This window comes from Aeromonas sp. (genome assembly GCF_051657805.1).
Taxonomy (GTDB): Bacteria; Pseudomonadota; Gammaproteobacteria; order Enterobacterales; family Aeromonadaceae; genus Aeromonas.
Window position 1 is genome coordinate 143,641 of the sequence record NZ_JBOFLJ010000059.1, and the last position, 15,936, is coordinate 159,576.

Annotated in this window: 12 protein-coding genes; 9 read left to right on the plus strand and 3 right to left on the minus strand. The window is 63.4% G+C overall.

The genetic code is table 11. The features are described 5' to 3' along the window. Nucleotides 1–116 precede the first annotated feature (116 nt). Together ACRCYW_RS18610 and ACRCYW_RS18615 are read right to left on the minus strand one after the other, a co-directional pair. Complete coding sequence (locus ACRCYW_RS18610; protein WP_438551496.1) at nt 117–560, minus strand: GNAT family N-acetyltransferase; 444 nt, start codon at nt 558–560, stop codon at nt 117–119. A gap of 205 nt (nt 561–765) precedes the next feature. Beyond that, complete coding sequence (locus ACRCYW_RS18615) at nt 766–1,668, minus strand: AraC family transcriptional regulator (protein WP_438551497.1); 903 nt, start codon at nt 1,666–1,668, stop codon at nt 766–768. Nucleotides 1,669–1,807: 139 nt separating this feature from the next. Between ACRCYW_RS18615 and yqhD the strand changes: the two genes are divergently transcribed. The 6 genes from yqhD to ACRCYW_RS18645 all read left to right on the plus strand — a co-directional run bounded on the left by yqhD (nt 1,808) and on the right by ACRCYW_RS18645 (nt 11,121). Then, complete coding sequence (yqhD, locus tag ACRCYW_RS18620) at nt 1,808–2,971, plus strand: alcohol dehydrogenase (RefSeq protein ID WP_438551498.1); 1,164 nt, start codon at nt 1,808–1,810, stop codon at nt 2,969–2,971. 506 nt (nt 2,972–3,477) lie between these two features. Continuing rightward, nucleotides 3,478–5,004, plus strand: a complete 1,527-nt coding sequence (locus ACRCYW_RS18625) for a Re/Si-specific NAD(P)(+) transhydrogenase subunit alpha (protein WP_438551499.1) — start codon at nt 3,478–3,480, stop codon at nt 5,002–5,004. A gap of 11 nt (nt 5,005–5,015) precedes the next feature. After that, nucleotides 5,016–6,500 (plus strand): Re/Si-specific NAD(P)(+) transhydrogenase subunit beta, encoded by a 1,485-nt coding sequence (gene pntB / locus ACRCYW_RS18630; protein ID WP_438551500.1) that lies wholly within the window; start codon nt 5,016–5,018, stop codon nt 6,498–6,500. A gap of 364 nt (nt 6,501–6,864) precedes the next feature. Beyond that, nucleotides 6,865–8,157: an L-cysteine desulfidase family protein gene (locus ACRCYW_RS18635; protein ID WP_438551501.1), complete on the plus strand. Its 1,293-nt coding sequence runs from the start codon at nt 6,865–6,867 to the stop codon at nt 8,155–8,157. Between the two features lie 155 nt (nt 8,158–8,312). Continuing rightward, nucleotides 8,313–9,713: an L-cystine transporter gene (locus tag ACRCYW_RS18640; protein ID WP_438551502.1), complete on the plus strand. Its 1,401-nt coding sequence runs from the start codon at nt 8,313–8,315 to the stop codon at nt 9,711–9,713. Between the two features lie 79 nt (nt 9,714–9,792). After that, nucleotides 9,793–11,121, plus strand: a complete 1,329-nt coding sequence (locus ACRCYW_RS18645) for a CoA-disulfide reductase (protein WP_438551503.1) — start codon at nt 9,793–9,795, stop codon at nt 11,119–11,121. 204 nt (nt 11,122–11,325) lie between these two features. Here ACRCYW_RS18645 and ACRCYW_RS18650 read toward each other — a convergent pair whose 3' ends face one another. Continuing rightward, on the minus strand, nt 11,326–12,081 hold the full coding sequence (locus ACRCYW_RS18650) for an outer membrane protein assembly factor BamD (protein ID WP_438551504.1): 756 nt from the start codon (nt 12,079–12,081) through the stop codon (nt 11,326–11,328). Nucleotides 12,082–12,197: 116 nt separating this feature from the next. Between ACRCYW_RS18650 and rluD the strand changes: the two genes are divergently transcribed. The 3 genes from rluD to ACRCYW_RS18665 all read left to right on the plus strand — a co-directional run. Beyond that, on the plus strand, nt 12,198–13,178 hold the full coding sequence (rluD, locus tag ACRCYW_RS18655; RefSeq protein WP_438551505.1) for a 23S rRNA pseudouridine(1911/1915/1917) synthase RluD: 981 nt from the start codon (nt 12,198–12,200) through the stop codon (nt 13,176–13,178). A 122-nt stretch (nt 13,179–13,300) separates the two neighbouring features. Continuing rightward, the gene (pgeF, locus tag ACRCYW_RS18660; protein ID WP_438551506.1) at nt 13,301–14,038 is read left to right on the plus strand and encodes a peptidoglycan editing factor PgeF; all 738 of its coding nucleotides are present in this window, start codon (nt 13,301–13,303) and stop codon (nt 14,036–14,038) included. A 199-nt stretch (nt 14,039–14,237) separates the two neighbouring features. Then, nucleotides 14,238–15,936 (plus strand): Clp protease N-terminal domain-containing protein (locus tag ACRCYW_RS18665; protein WP_438551507.1); only part of this gene is annotated, 1,699 nt, incomplete at its 3' end.

The following is a 15,936-nucleotide window of genomic DNA, read 5'->3' on the forward strand; positions in this document are numbered from 1 at the left end:
CCATGACGATGAATAAAGGCGGCTCGGGCCGCCTTTATTCATGGTGAGCATGGACATACAAAGCCCATGCACCGAATGAATGATGAGCCGTCATCCGGCCCGGTCGAGAGGGGGCCTCAGAGCGGCTTGATGTAGCTGGAGAACTCGAGATCCCTGTGATAGCCGTGGCCCTCGTAGAGGGACTGGGCCCCCAGGTTGTCGGTGGCCGTGCTCAGCATCAGGAAGGCGGCGCCGGTGGCGTGACCGTGTTCGTCCGCCCGGTCGAGCAGGGCCTGGGCGACCCCCTGCTTGCGGGCACTCGGTGCCACGAACAGGCCGTACAACAGCCAGATGGGCTTGAGCTCGAGGGAGCAGAACAGGGGGTAGAGATGGGCGAAGCCCAGCACCTCGCCGTCCTCGTGCTCGGCGAGGAACAACACCGACTCCTGGCGGGCGCAGCGCGCCTGCAGGAAAGCTTCGGCCGCGGCGGGCTCGGCGGGTACCCGGTAGAACTCGCGGTACTGCACGAACAGGGGGGCGACGCGAGGGATGTCGTCGATTCTGGCTTGGAGGATGTTCACAGGCGGCTCCTTGTGGGATGGTGCAGGGAAGGGAGAGCGGCTCGTCGCTCTGACTATGCGCGGGCCTGGGAGAGGGTAAGGGCTCCCGGGCGCGTTGGCGAGGGGACCGTGACCCTCTCTCCCCCTTGCTTGCGGCAGGTCAATTCATCGTCGACCGGGTTGCAGAAACTGACGCAGGGCGTTCGCAGCCCTGCAGGTCAGGCTCTCATCCTTCCATGATGCGCAGCTGACCGTCCCGGAAGCGGGAGGCCTGATCCGTGGGGGTGCTGCCGAAGTAGCGTTTGTACTCCCGGCTGAACTGGGAGTTGCTCTCGTAGCCGACCCGGGCCGCCGCCGCCCCGGCCTTGATGCCGTCGTGCAGCATCATGAGCCGCGCCTTGTGCAACCGGAACGACTTGATGTACTGCAGGGGCGAGGTGGCGGTGACTGCCTTGAAGTGGTGATGGAAGGCCGACACGCTCATGTTCACCTCCCGGGCCAGCTCCTCCATGGTCAGGGTATCGGCGTAGCGCTGCTCGATGAGACGCAGTACCCGGGCAATCTGCCCCATGTGGTTGTGGCGGTTGGCGAGCGCCTGCAACGCCGGGCCGCCCCCCTCGTGCAGGGCGTAGAACAGCATCTCGCGCACCGTCTGGGGCCCCAGCACCCGGGCGTGCTGGGGCTTGTCCATCAGGTCGATGAGCCGCTCGGCGGCGCAGAACATCTGCTCCGAGAGGGGCACCGCCAGCACACCGCTCTTCTGGGGCGGCGGGGGAGGCAGGCCGTCCCCCAGCTCCAGCAGCAGCTCCTGCAGGGTGGCGACATTGATCTCCAGGGAGAAGCCGATGAGGGGCTGCTCGGGGGAGGCGAAGCACTCGCACTCGCACGGCAGGGGCAGGGTCATCAGCAGGTAGTGGTTGGGATCGTAGCGAAACACCTGATCCGCCAGATAGCCCACCTTGTGCCCCTGCAGGATCACTATCATCCGCGGCTGATAGAGCACCGGCAGGCGGCCGTGGGGCTCGGTGGTATAGATGAGATTGACCTGGGCCACCGGGGAGGGGGTGATGCCGGGGGCCGCCACGTGGCGGGTCAGCCTGGCGGCGAGTTCGGCGTAGCGGTCAGACATGGTGACTCCAGTGATTTTCAATCTTTGTAGAAATAGGCAAGCAATGTGCAGAATGTTGCCTTGATGGTAAGGGGGTGCTGTAGAAAAATGCAACCATCATTTTGCGGCCAGGCCGCGCAGTCATCCCGAGGTAATCCCCATGCACAACTTCACTCTGCACACCCCGACCAAGGTCCTGTTCGGCAAGGGCCAGGTCGCCCATCTGCGCGAGCAGCTCCCTAACGACGCTCGCATCCTGATCACCTACGGCGGTGGCAGCGTGGTGCGCAGCGGCCTGCTGGCCCAGATCAAACAGGATCTGACGGGCATGACCCTGTTCGAATTCGGCGGCATCGAGCCGAACCCCACCTACGAGACCCTGATGGGCGCCGTCGAACTGGCCCGCGCCGAGAAGGTGGACTTCCTCTTGGCGGTCGGTGGTGGTTCCGTGCTGGACGGCACCAAGTTCATCGCCGCCGCCGCCCACTACGATCTGGCCAAGGATCCCTGGCACATCCTAGAGACAGTCGGCGGTGACGTGGCCTCCGCCATTCCCCTCGGCGCCGTGCTGACCCTGCCGGCCACCGGCTCCGAGATGAACATGGGGGCCGTCATCACCCGCAAGAGCAGTGGCGACAAGCAGCACTTCTTCTCCCCCTTCGTGATGCCGCGCTTCGCCGTGCTGGATCCCGTGCTCACCTACACCCTGCCGGCCCGTCAGGTCGCCAATGGCGTGGTGGATGCCTTCGTCCACACCCTGGAGCAGTACCTCACCTACCCGGTCGACGCCAAGGTGCAGGATCGCTTCTCCGAAGGCCTGCTGCTGACCCTGGCCGAGGAGGGCCCCAAGGCGCTGGTGGAGCCGGAAAACTACGATGTGCGCGCCAACATCATGTGGAGCGCCACCCTGGCCCTGAACGGCCTGATCGGTGCCGGCGTGCCGCAGGACTGGGCGACCCACATGCTGGGCCACGAGATCACCGCCCTGCACGGCCTCGACCACGCCCAGACCCTGGCCGTGGTACTGCCGGCCCTGCTCGATGCCAAGCGTGAGCAGAAACGCGCCAAGCTGCTGCAATACGCCGAGCGGGTCTGGGATCTGCGCAGCGGCAGCGAGGAGGAGCGCATCGACGGCGCCATCGCCGCCACCCGCGACTTCTTCGAGCGCATGGGGATCAAGACCCGGCTGCGGGACTACGGCATGGCCGACGCCCAGATCGACACCCTGCTGGCCAAGCTGGAAGAGCACGGCATGACCGCCCTCGGGGAGCACGGCGACATCGATCTCGCCCAGAGCAAGCATATTTATGAGGCGGCCTGGTAAGGGGCACATGCCCACCGATGGCGCCGGCCACAGATGAATAGCGGGGCCCTTCCTCTGCCTGCGGGCGGGGAAGCGGCCCCTTAACGTTACAAAACGGTTACTTTTTTCCGCTTCGTCTCATCCCATGCGCCAACGGCAGATTTCGTAAGAACAAAAAACGCTAAGATAGAGGGCCGGTTAAACATTTTTTTTGACTGGTTGGATCACTTTTTTTGGTGCTTTTTGCTGGTATAAGTTGCTAATTTAGTTTGTTTTTTTTAATCATGGCCCTCGGTGGGCTGAAATCTGTACCGGCGCCGTCCGGGCTGCGGTTGTAATAAAACTCCAAAATTTGATACTAATCACCTTCGCGCCTGAAAAGCGGGGGCCTGACCATGACAGGAGGTTGAGGTAAAGCCTGCTGATTTTCATAACAAAGGGCCCGTGACCTGCACTTTGGTCATGCCTTGTCGGCTCAGACATGAGAGACTGGGCAATGATTGTTTATTAACCATCAGGGAATAGTCATGCAGATTGGAATACCGAGAGAGAGTCTCGCCGGTGAGACCCGGGTCGCAGCGACCCCGGCCACCGTCGAGCAGCTGAAAAAGCTCGGCTTCGAGGTTGCTGTCGAGGCCGGTGCCGGCCAGCTGGCCAGCTTCGATGATGCCGCCTTCGAGGCTGCCGGTGCCAGCGTGGTGCCGAGCGTCTGGCAAGCCGACCTCATCTTCAAGGTCAATGCGCCGACCGACGCCGAGATCGCACAAATTAAGGATGGTGCCACCCTGGTGAGCTTCATCTGGCCCGCACAGAACCCCGAGCTGGTCGAGAAGCTGTCCGCGCGCAACATCAATGTGATGGCGATGGACATGGTGCCGCGGATCTCCCGTGCCCAGTCCCTGGATGCCCTCTCCTCCATGGCCAACATCGGTGGCTATCGCGCCGTGGTCGAAGCCGCCCACCAGTTCGGTCGCTTCTTCACCGGTCAGATCACCGCCGCCGGCAAGGTTCCCCCTGCCAAGGTATTGGTGATCGGTGCCGGCGTTGCTGGCCTGGCCGCCATCGGGACCGCCGGTTCCCTCGGCGCTATCGTGCGTGCCTTCGACACCCGTCTGGAAGTGGCCGAGCAGATCGAGTCCATGGGGGGTGAGTTCCTCAAGCTGGACTTCGGCGGCGAAGATGGCGCCTCCAGCGACGGCTACGCCAAGGTCATGTCCGACGAATTCATCAAGGCCGAGATGGAGCTGTTCGCCCAGCAGGCCAAGGAAGTGGACATCATCATCACCACCGCCCTGATCCCGGGCCGCCCCGCTCCCAAGCTCATCACCAAAGAGATGGTGGACAGCATGAAGCCGGGTTCGGTGATCGTGGATCTGGCGGCTGCCACCGGCGGCAACTGCGAATACACTGTGCCGACCGAGCTGTTCGTCACCCCGAATGGCGTCAAGGTGATCGGCTACACCGATCTGCCGGGTCGTCTGCCCGCCCAATCCTCCCAGCTCTACGGTACCAACCTGGTCAACCTGATGAAGCTGATGTGCAAGGAGAAGGACGGCCAGGTCGCCATCGACTTCGAGGACGTGGTCCAGCGCAACATGACGGTGATCCAGGCCGGTGAAGTGACCTTCCCGCCCCCCGCGATTTCCGTCTCCGCCGCCCCCCAGAAGCCGGCCGCCAAGGCCGCGCCGAAGAAGGCTGAAGAGAAGAAACCCTCCAACAAGAAGTTCGTCTGGGGTGCCCTCGGCATCGCGGCCTTCGGTTGGGTGGCTGCGGTGGCCCCTGCCGCCTTCCTCTCCCACTTCACCGTCTTCATCCTGGCCTGCGTGGTCGGTTACTACGTGGTGTGGAACGTCTCCCACTCCCTGCACACGCCGCTGATGTCGGTCACCAATGCCATCTCCGGCATTATCGTGGTCGGTGCCCTGCTGCAGATAGGGCAAGGGTCGACCCTGGTCACCGTGTTGGCCTTTATCGCCGTGCTGATTGCCAGTATCAACATCTTCGGTGGCTTCACCGTTACTCAGCGCATGCTGAAGATGTTCCGTAAGGATTAAGGGGGTTTAACGTGTCTCAAGGACTGGTAACAGCATCCTATATCGTTGCCGCCGTGCTCTTCATCCTCAGTCTCGCGGGACTGTCGAAGCAAGAGACGGCCAAGCATGGCAACCTGTTCGGTATCGCGGGTATGGCCATCGCCCTGCTCGCCACCGTGTTCAACCCGGAAACCAGTGGCGTGCACTGGATCATCCTGGCCATGGTCATCGGCGGCGCCATCGGCGTGCGTCTGGCGCTCAAGGTCGAGATGACAGAGATGCCCGAGCTGGTGGCCGTGCTGCACAGTTTCGTGGGCATGGCGGCGGTGCTGGTGGGCTTCAACAGCTTCATCGATCTGCACCCGTCTGCACCCGCCGAGGTGGTGGTCTCCGTCGGTTCCAACCTGGATGCGACTCTGGCGGCTGCCAGGGCGGCGTTCGAGCAGGCGGCCAGCATCGCCCAGGTCGAGCACCTGTCCGGCGCCATGCTGAACATCCACTTGGTCGAGGTATTTTTAGGCGTCTTTATCGGTGCCGTGACCTTCACCGGCTCCATAGTCGCGTTCGGCAAGCTGCGTGGCCTGATCTCCTCCAAGCCGCTGCAACTGCCCCATCGCCACAAGCTGAATCTGCTGGCCGTGGTGGTCTCCCTGGCGCTGATGATCCACTTCGTCAACGCCGGTGGCTCCACCTTCGCCCTGCTGCTGATGACCCTGATCGCCTTCGCGTTCGGCTGGCACCTGGTCGCCTCCATCGGCGGCGCGGATATGCCGGTGGTGGTCTCCATGCTGAACTCCTACTCCGGTTGGGCGGCGGCGGCGGCGGGCTTCATGCTCTCCAATGACCTGCTGATCGTGACCGGTGCCCTGGTGGGTTCCTCCGGTGCCATCCTGTCTTACATCATGTGCAAGGCGATGAACCGCTCCTTCATCTCGGTGATCGCCGGTGGCTTCGGCTCCGACGGCGTGGCCTCCACGGCCGACCAGGAACTGGGCGAGTACCGCGAGACCAACGCCGAAGACGTGGCCGACATGCTGAAAAGCGCCAGCTCCGTCATCATCACCCCGGGCTACGGCATGGCGGTGGCACAGGCTCAGTATCCGGTGGCCGAGATCACCCAGAAGCTGCGTGATCGCGGCGTCAAGGTGCGCTTCGGTATCCACCCGGTTGCCGGTCGTCTGCCGGGCCACATGAACGTGCTGCTGGCGGAGGCCAAGGTCCCCTACGACATCGTTCTGGAAATGGACGAGATCAACGAGGACTTCGGCGATACCGACGTGGTGCTGGTGATCGGTGCGAACGACACCGTCAACCCCGCCGCCATGGAAGATCCGGGCAGCCCCATCGCCGGCATGCCGGTGCTGGAAGTGTGGAAGGCGCAGAACGTCATCGGCTTCAAGCGCTCCATGAATACCGGCTACGCTGGTGTCCAGAACCCGCTGTTCTTCAAGGAAAATACCCAGATGCTGTTTGGCGATGCCAAGGCCAGCGTCGAGGCGATCCTCAAGGCGCTGTAAGCGTTGCAAGGAATGTAAAAAGGAGGCTCAGGCCTCCTTTTTTATTGCCCGGGATCCGGCGGCTGGCTTGAGCCCCGGGCTAGTTGACCTGGGGTTCGGTGGGGAAGTTGTCGTTCGCCGGCGGGCAATGGGTGGGCTTGTTTGGAGCCTCAATCGTGATCCAGTTCGCAATCCGGTGACGTTCCTGCTGCTGGAAGGCATAATGGCGACAAAAGGCGAACGGGTTCAATTTTATTTGATTCTGACGTCATTAAAATCAAATAAAGTTACAGGAGGGGGCAGGCCAGCGGCTGGCCACCCTCCCACCAGATCCATCCGGCCGGGCCAGCAATGTCACGCGGCACAGTGAATACGAGAACCACAGATGAAAGCACAATGGACCGATTTCATAACCTTGCTCAAGCGTGAAGTGGTGCCGGCCCTTGGCTGCACCGAACCCATGTCGGTCGCCCTGGCGGCGGCCAACTGCCGCAGGCTGCTGGGGCGGGATCCGGCCCGCATCAGCGTCTGGGTCAGCGGCAACCTGTTCAAGAACGGCATGGGGGTCGGGGTGCCCGGCACCGGCATGATAGGCCTGCCGGTGGCCGCCGCCGTCGGCATCACGGGAGGCAACCCGGACGCCGGCCTCGAGGTGTTGAAGACCCTGACCCCGGCCCAGGTGGAAGCCGCCAAGGGGCTGCTGCCCATCATCCAGGTGGATGTGAAGGACGTGCCGGACGTGCTCTACGCCGAGGTGCTGGTGGAGGCCGAGGGCCACAGCGCCCGGGTGGTGATCTGTACCGATCACACCCGCATCGTGCTGATGGAGAAGGATGGCGAGGTGCTGATGGAGCAGGCCAGCGCTCCCGGGGTGCAGATCCAACCCGCCAAGTCCGACAAGCCCACCATGACCCTGAAGGAGATAGTCGACTTCGCGCTGCTGGCCCCCATCGCCGACATCGACTTTATCCGCGAGGCGGCCAGCATGAACCAGGCGCTGGCAGATGAAGGGCTGCAGGGCTATGGCCTGCGCATCGGCAAGATCCTGACCGAACAGGTGGAGCGCAAGCTGCTGTCGGACGATCTGATGACGCTGGCCATGCGCCTCTCCTCGGCCGCATCGGACGCGCGCATGGACGGCGCCATGCTGCCCGCCATGTCCAACTCGGGCTCCGGCAACCAGGGCATAGCCGCCACCATGCCGGTGGTCGCCGCCGCCCGCTTCCTCAAGGCGAGCGACGAGCAGCTGGCACGGGCCCTGGTGATGAGCCACCTGGTGGCCATCTACATCAAGGCCTATCAGAACAAGCTGTCGGCCCTGTGCGCCGCCAGCACAGCCGCCATGGGCTCGGGGGCCGCCATCACCTGGCTGCTCGGGGGCCAGTTCGAGCAGATCAGCCACTGCATCAACAACATGATTGGCGACGTTTCCGGTATTATCTGTGACGGGGCGGGCAGCGCCTGCTCCATGAAGGTCTCCACCTCCACCTCGGCGGCGGTCAAGTCCTCTCTGATGGCCATCAACAACCTGAGGGTGCCCCAGAGCGAGGGCATAGTCTCCGACGACGTGGATCAGACCATCGCCAACCTGGGCCGCCTCTCCAAGCAGGGGATGCTGGATACCGACATCGAGATCATCAACATCATGCGGGCCAAGCAGCAAGGCAAGGCGAGCTGATGAGGAGGGTGGCACAGGCCACCCTCTGTTTTTGACTGACGCCACCCCGGCCATACCGGGGGGCGTGCCGCCACGATGCGGCCAGTTTCAGGGCGGATGCACATGAGGTGCTCGTCCTTTCACCTCGGGCCCCGCCCGTCATTTTGGGGAATATCATGACACTTAGCGTTATCGGTAATCTGGCCATCCTGGTCATGTTGCTGCTGTTTCTCTATCGCCTGCAGCAAACCCACGTCAGCTTCACCCGCCGGGTCTTCGCCGGTCTCGGCCTCGGCATACTGTTCGGCGGCGCCCTGCAGCTGTTGTACGGGGTCGGCTCCGACGTCCTGGTGAAGACCAGCGACTACCTGGACATCGTTGGCAGCGGCTATGTGAAACTGCTGCAGATGATCATCATCCCCCTCATCATGGTCTCCATCATAGGCGCCATCCTGAAGCTCTCCGGCGGCAGCGCCCTCGGCAAGATCAGCGGCCTGACCATAGGGGTGCTGATCTTCACCACCATGATCGCCGCCGGGGCGGGCATCCTGATGTCTAACCTGTTCGGCCTGACCGCCGAGGGGCTCACCGCCGGCGCCGCCGAGACCGCCCGTGGTGCGGCCCTGCAGACCAGCCTCGGCAGCGTCGAGAGCATGTCCTTCGCCAAGATGGTGCTGGAGTTCATCCCCGCCAACCCCTTCCTCGACATGACGGGGGCCCGCAAGACCTCGACCATAGCCGTGGTGATCTTCTCCATCTTCATCGGCCTGTCGGCCACCGGCATCGCCCGCAAGCAGCCCGAGATCTTCGCGAGCTTCGAGCGCTTCATGCAGGTCGCCCACGTCATCGTCATGCGGATGGTGACCCTGGTGCTGCGCCTCACCCCCTATGGCGTGCTGGCGCTGATGGCCAAGGTGGTGTCCGGCTCCAACTATGCGGACATACTGAACCTGCTGAACTTCGTGCTGGCCTCCTACGGCGCCATCGCCATCATGTTCGCCGTGCACCTGCTGCTGGTGAGCCTGGTGGGGATCAACCCGGCCCGCTTCCTGAAGAAGATCATGCCGGTGCTGGCCTTCGCCTTCACCTCCCGCACCAGCGCGGGCTCCATCCCGATGAACGTGCAGACCCAGACCAGGGCCCTCGGCGTGCCGGAAGGCATCGCGAACTTCGCCGCCTCCTTCGGCGCCACCATAGGCCAGAACGGCTGTGCCGGCATCTATCCGGCCATGCTGGCGGTGATGATAGCCCCGACCGTGGGGGTCAATCCCATGGATCCCGGCTTCATCATGACACTCATCGCCATCATCACCGTCAGCTCCTTCGGGGTGGCCGGTGTGGGGGGCGGCGCCACCTTCGCGGCGCTGATCGTGCTCTCCGCCCTGGACTTCCCGGTGGCCCTGGCGGGCCTGCTCATCTCCATCGAGCCCCTTATCGACATGGGGCGCACCGCCCTCAACGTCTCCGGCTCCATCACGGCCGGTACCGTCACCAGCCGCTTGATGGGACAGACCGACATGACGGTGTTCAACAGCGACGCCGAGGTAAGCCTGGATGGGGAAGAGTCCAGGGTCTGATCCCCGGGTTCCCGGCAGCGGATCAATGAACTATGTGAGGGGGAGGCGAGGCCTCCCCCGTCGTTACAGGAGTCAAGCAATGCGTATTGTGATCATTGGCGGCGAAGCCGCCGGCATGAGTGCGGCCGCCAAGGCCCGTCGTCTGGCCAGGGACGCCGAGATAGTGGTCTATGAGGCGTCCGAGGTGATCTCCTTCGGGGCCTGCGGCCTGCCCTACTTCGTCGGTGACGACTTCCAGGAGCCCGGCTTCATGGCCGAGCTCAGCGTCGAGCAGTTCTCCGCCAAGGGGATAGAGGTAAAGATCGGCCACAGGGTGCTGAGCCTGGACGCGGCCGCCCAGACCCTGGTCGTCGAGCACAATGGCGACACCTTCAGCGATCGCTACGATCGACTGATGATCGCCACCGGCGCCCGTGAGGTGATGCCCCCCATCCCCGGCCTGCAGCAGGAGGGTGTATTTGGCCTTCGCCGCATGGCCGACGGTCTGGCGCTCAAGGCGGCGGTGCAGGATGCGGGCAAGCGCAAGGCCGTAGTGATCGGCTCCGGCTTCATCGGGCTGGAGGTGGTGGAGGCCCTGGTCCATCAGGGCAAGGAGGTGCGCCTCATCGAGCTGGCAGAGCGGGTCATCCCGGATGCGTTCGATGGCGAGATCACCCAGCATATCGAGACCGAGCTGAAGGAGCAGGGGGTCAGCCTGCATCTCGGCGAGCGGGTCGAGGCCCTGCTGGGGGAGGGATGGGTGACCGGCGTGCGCACCGATCGGGGCGAATACGAGGCCGATATCGTCGTGGTCTGCACCGGGGTCAGACCCAACACCGAGTTCCTGGCGGAGACCGGCATAGTGCGGCTGGCCAACGGCGCCATCGAGGTGGACCGTCAGGGCCGCAGCTCGCTGCCGAACGTCTGGTCGGCGGGGGATTGCGCCAGCGTCTGGCACAGCGTCAAGGAACGGCAGGTCTATGTGCCGCTGGCCACCATAGCCAACAAGCTGGGGCGCATGGTGGGGGAGAACCTGGCGGGGGCCGAGCAGGCATTCCCGGGCACCCTAGGCTCGGCGGCCCTCAAGGTGCTGGGGCTGGAGGCGGGCCGTACCGGGCTCTCCGAGAAAGAGGCCCAGCAAATGGGCATCGACTATCACACCGTGGTCATTAAGGACAAGTGTCACACCAACTACTGCCCGGGCCAGTCCGACATCCATGTCAAGCTGGTGTATGAGGCAGGCAGCAAGCGACTGCTGGGCGGCCAGATCCTGGGTCGCAAGGGGGCGGTGCACCGCATCGATGCCCTGGCGGTCGCCATCACCATGGGGGTCACCACAGAGCAGCTCGGCATGCTGGACTTCGCCTATGCCCCTCCCTTCTCCCGCACCTGGGATGTACTCAACGTGGCGGGCAACGTCGCCAGGTAAGGCGCGAGGCGGCGCATGGACGTGCCGCTCCATTCTTACCGCACCGGCGATGGGCTCAAAAGGGTGTGCAATATGCTCTCTTCTTTATATGGGGAGGCGCCTGTACTCCTCTTCGCCGGGGGGAGATTGGGTGCGGATCGCCGGCAGCCACCCATAAAAAAACCGGAGCCTGAGGCTCCGGTTTTCATTGCAGAAGGTGCGCTCTCAGCCGCGGCCGAGACGATTGTCCGGGTAGTTCTTGGCCAGCACTTCGCGGGCGTGGCGAGCCAGGGTCGGCATCTTCAGGGTCTCGTAGGAGTTCACCATGATCTCCAGCGCCTTCTCGGTCTCGACGGTATCGGGGTAGGTCTCGACGATCATCTTGGCGCGGTTGGCGGCGGCGATCAGGGCGTCACGCTTGACGTAATACTCGGCCACGCTCAGGTCGTAGCGGGCGAGACGGGTCTTCAGACCGACCATGCGGGCACGGGCATCGGCGGCGTACTGGCTGTTCGGGTAGTTCTGCAGCAGTGTCTTGAAGTCCTGGAAGGCCTGGCGGGCGTAGGCCGGATCCTTGTCATCCCGATTGATGCCGAGGAAGTCCTGGAAGAAGTTATAATCCGCCGCCATGTTGGTCAGGCCGCGCATGTAGAACACGTAATCTATGTTCTTGTGGGCCGGGTTCAGGCGGATGAAGCGGTCGATATTGGCGATGGCCTGAGCAGTATCGTCCTGCTTGTAGTAGGCGTAGATGAGATCGAGCTGGACCTGGTTTGAGTAGGCGCCGAACGGGTAGCGAGAGTCGAGGGCTTCCAGCAATTCAATGGCGTTCAGGTAGTTACCTGTGTCCAGTTTGAGACGGGCCTGCTGGTACAGAACTTCCGGCGGTTCGTCGGGAACCTTGGGTTTGGTGCTGGAACAACCAGTGATCAGGGTAGCGATCAAGGCGAGTGACATCAGCAGGTGAGACTTCTTTCCCATCAACAACATCCGGTCCATTTCCACGAAATTGGCAAAGTATCCGTTATGCTTGGCTAAAAGAAAAGCTAGAATACCCGGATTATTTCGAATTGATACCCCCGCTCAAGAGACCATACATGAGCCAGCATATTGAACTGACAGGCGAATTTCAGGATCACCAATTCGGGCAACGGCTCGACCAGGCCCTGGCCGAATTGTTTCCCGACTACTCCAGAACCCGTATCAAGGAGTGGATTTTACAGGACAGAGTGACCCTGGACGGTCAGGTTGCCAATACCCCGCGCGAGAAAGTGCTGGCCGGGCAACAGGTACATGTAAATGTCGAGTTGGAGGCGGATACCCGCTGGGACGCCCAGAACATCGAGCTCAACATCGTCTATGAAGACGAACACATCCTGGTGATCGACAAGCCCGCCGGCCTGGTGGTCCATCCGGGCGCCGGCACGCCGGATGGCACCATTCTCAACGCCCTGCTTCACCGCTACCCCGGCATCGCCGAGGTGCCCCGTGCCGGCATAGTGCACCGTCTGGACAAGGACACCACAGGCTTGATGGTGGTGGCCAAGACGGTACCGGCCCAGACCCATCTGGTGGAGGCCCTGCAGGCGCGCCAGATCACCCGTGAGTACGAGGCCATCGCCATCGGCCACATGACCGCAGGTGGCACCGTCGACGCCCCCATCGGCCGTCACCCGACCCAGCGTACCCACATGGCTGTGGTGCCCAATGGCCGTCCGTCCGTAACCCACTTCCGGGTGCACGAGAAGTTCCGCGGCCACACCCGCCTGCGGCTGCGTCTCGAGACCGGTCGTACCCACCAGATCCGTGTGCACATGGCTCACATCAAGCACCCGCTGGTGGGGGATCCCGCCTACGGTGGCCGTCTGCGCCTGCTGCGCAATGCGACCCCCGAGCTGACCCTGGCCCTGCGCAACTTCAACCGTCAGGCCCTGCACGCCACCATGCTGAAGCTGGCTCACCCCATCACGGGCGAAGTCATGGAGTGGCACTCCTCCACCCCGCAGGACATGCTGGATCTGATGGAAGTGCTGCGGGCAGATACCCTGGCCAACCCGGACGATCTGGTCTGGAACTGATAACAGCAGGCCTGCGTCGGTTTTTGCCGTAACCGGGCCCACATAAGATCCCAAGCGGGGCTCCCTCTCGGCCGATGAGGAGCCCCGCTTTCATATGAGGTGAATCAATGAAGGAGTCGCAGATGAACTGGATCGAACCGGACTGGCCGGCGCCAGCCCGTGTGCGGGCGCTGTCGACCACCCGGGATGGTGGCATCAGCGAGGGCGTCTTTCAGGGTCTGAACCTGGGTGCCCATGTGGGTGACGAGCCTGCTAGGGTCGAGGCGAATCGGGTCCTGCTGCAACAGGCCGCCGGGATCCCGGGTCGGCTCAACTGGCTCAATCAGGTGCACGGCGTCGCCGTCCATCCCGTCGGCCATGAGTACGGCGTGGCGCCGGATGCGGATGCAGCCTGCGCCCTGCAAGCCGGGCTGGCCTGCATCGTCATGACAGCCGACTGCCTGCCCGTGCTGTTCTGTGACAGGGCTGGCACCCGGGTGGCCGCCGCCCACGCCGGCTGGCGCAGCCTCCATGCCGGCGTGCTGGAGGAGAGCATAGCGGCCATGGGCTGTGCGCCAAACGATATTCTCGCCTGGCTCGGCCCGGCCATAGGCCCCACCGCGTTTGAGGTGGGGGGCGAGGTGCGCGATGCCTTTATGGCCGAGCAGATTGAGGCCGCAGCCGCTTTTACTCCTTCTAGCAACGAGGGCAAGTGGCTGGCGGATATCTACCAGCTGGCCAGGTTGCGACTGGCCCGCGCCGGCGTGACCGCCCTCTATGGCGGTGAGCTCTGCACCTATAGCGATCCCGAGCGTTTCTACTCCTATCGCCGTGACGGCCAGACCGGCCGCATGGCCTCCATCATCTGGTTGGCGGAATAAACCGAGAAGCGCTCGCCGACACCCATGAGAGCCTTCCCCGGCGCCGCCCTGTGATACGGGGCGGCGCTCTTTTGGCACCGCTATTGAGGGAAAAATAAACAGCCACCCCTTGAAATCCCATTCCAAGACCTCATCTTCCTTGTCAGAAAGTTATGTTGTTTGCCGCCTCGGCGGCGTCTGTCTGAAGAGGGGGAGTGCAATGCGCCTCGATCGCCTGACCAGCAAATTCCAAGTCGCTATTTCCGACGCCCAGTCATTGGCACTGGGTCGTGATCATCAATTCATCGAACCCGTCCACCTGATGACCGCATTGGTCAACCAGGATGGTGGCTCCATTCGCCCGCTGCTGACCCTGACCGGGCTCGACATCAATGCCCTGCGCTCGCGCCTGGGTGAAGAGCTAGACCGTCTGCCCCGCGTCAGCGGTGTCGAGGGGGACGTTCAGCTCTCCAATGGCCTCGGCCGCCTGCTCAACGTCTGTGACAAGCTGGCCCAGCAGCGCAAGGACCAGTTCATCTCATCCGAACTGTTCGTGCTGGCTGCCCTCGACGAGAAGGGCACCCTTGGCGAGCTGCTGCGCGCCCAGGGGCTGACCAAGGAGAAACTCGAAGCCGCCATCGACAAGGTGCGTGGTGGCAAGAAGGTGGATGACGCCAACGCCGAGGAGAATCGCCAGGCGCTGGAGAAATACACAATCGATCTCACCGAGCGGGCCGAGCTCGGCAAGCTCGACCCCGTCATCGGGCGGGATGACGAGATCCGCCGCACCATCCAGGTGCTGCAGCGCCGTACCAAAAACAACCCTGTGCTGATCGGTGCCCCCGGTGTGGGCAAGACCGCCATCGTCGAGGGGCTGGCTCAGCGCATCATCAACGGTGAGGTGCCGGAGGGGCTCAAGAACAAGCGGGTGCTCTCCCTGGACATGGGGGCCCTGGTGGCCGGTGCCAAGTATCGCGGCGAGTTCGAGGAGCGCCTCAAGGCGGTCCTGAACGATCTCGCCAAGGAGGAGGGCAGCGTCATCCTGTTCGTGGACGAGCTGCATACTATGGTCGGCGCCGGCAAGGGCGAGGGGGCCATGGACGCGGGCAACATGCTCAAACCCGCCCTGGCGCGCGGTGAGCTGCACTGCGTCGGCGCCACCACCCTCGATGAGTACAGACAGTACGTGGAGAAGGATGCCGCCCTGGAGCGCCGCTTCCAGAAGGTGTTGGTGGAGGAGCCCTCGGTGGAGGACACCATCGCCATCCTGCGCGGCCTTAAAGAACGCTACGAGCTGCACCACCACGTGCAGATCACGGACCCGGCCATAGTCGCGGCGGCCCAGCTGTCCCACCGCTACATCGCGGATCGCCAGCTGCCGGACAAGGCCATCGACCTCATCGACGAGGCGGCTGCCAGCATCCGGCTGCAGATAGACTCCAAACCGGAGTCCCTGGATCGGCTCGAGCGGCGCATCATCCAGTTGAAACTGGAGCAGCAGGCGTTGATGAAGGAAGACGACGACGCCAGTCGCAAGCGTCTGGATCTGCTGAACCAGGAACTCTCCGAAAAAGAGCGGGAATACAACGAGCTGGAAGAGGTGTGGAAGGCCGAGAAGGCCGCCCTTGCCGGTACCCAGCACATCAAGGCGGCGCTGGAGCAGGCCCGTCAGGATCTCGAGGTGGCGCGCCGGGCAGGGGACTTGGCTCGCATGTCCGAGCTGCAGTACGGCCGCATTCCTGAGCTGGAGAAACAGCTGGATCTCGCCACCCAGGCGGAGATGCAGGAGACCAGTCTGCTGCGCAACCGGGTCACCGACGTGGAGATCGCAGACGTCTTGGCGCGCTGGACCGGGATCCCGGTCCAGCGGCTGCTGGAAGGGGCGCGGGACAAGCTGCTGCGGATGGAGGATCAGCTGC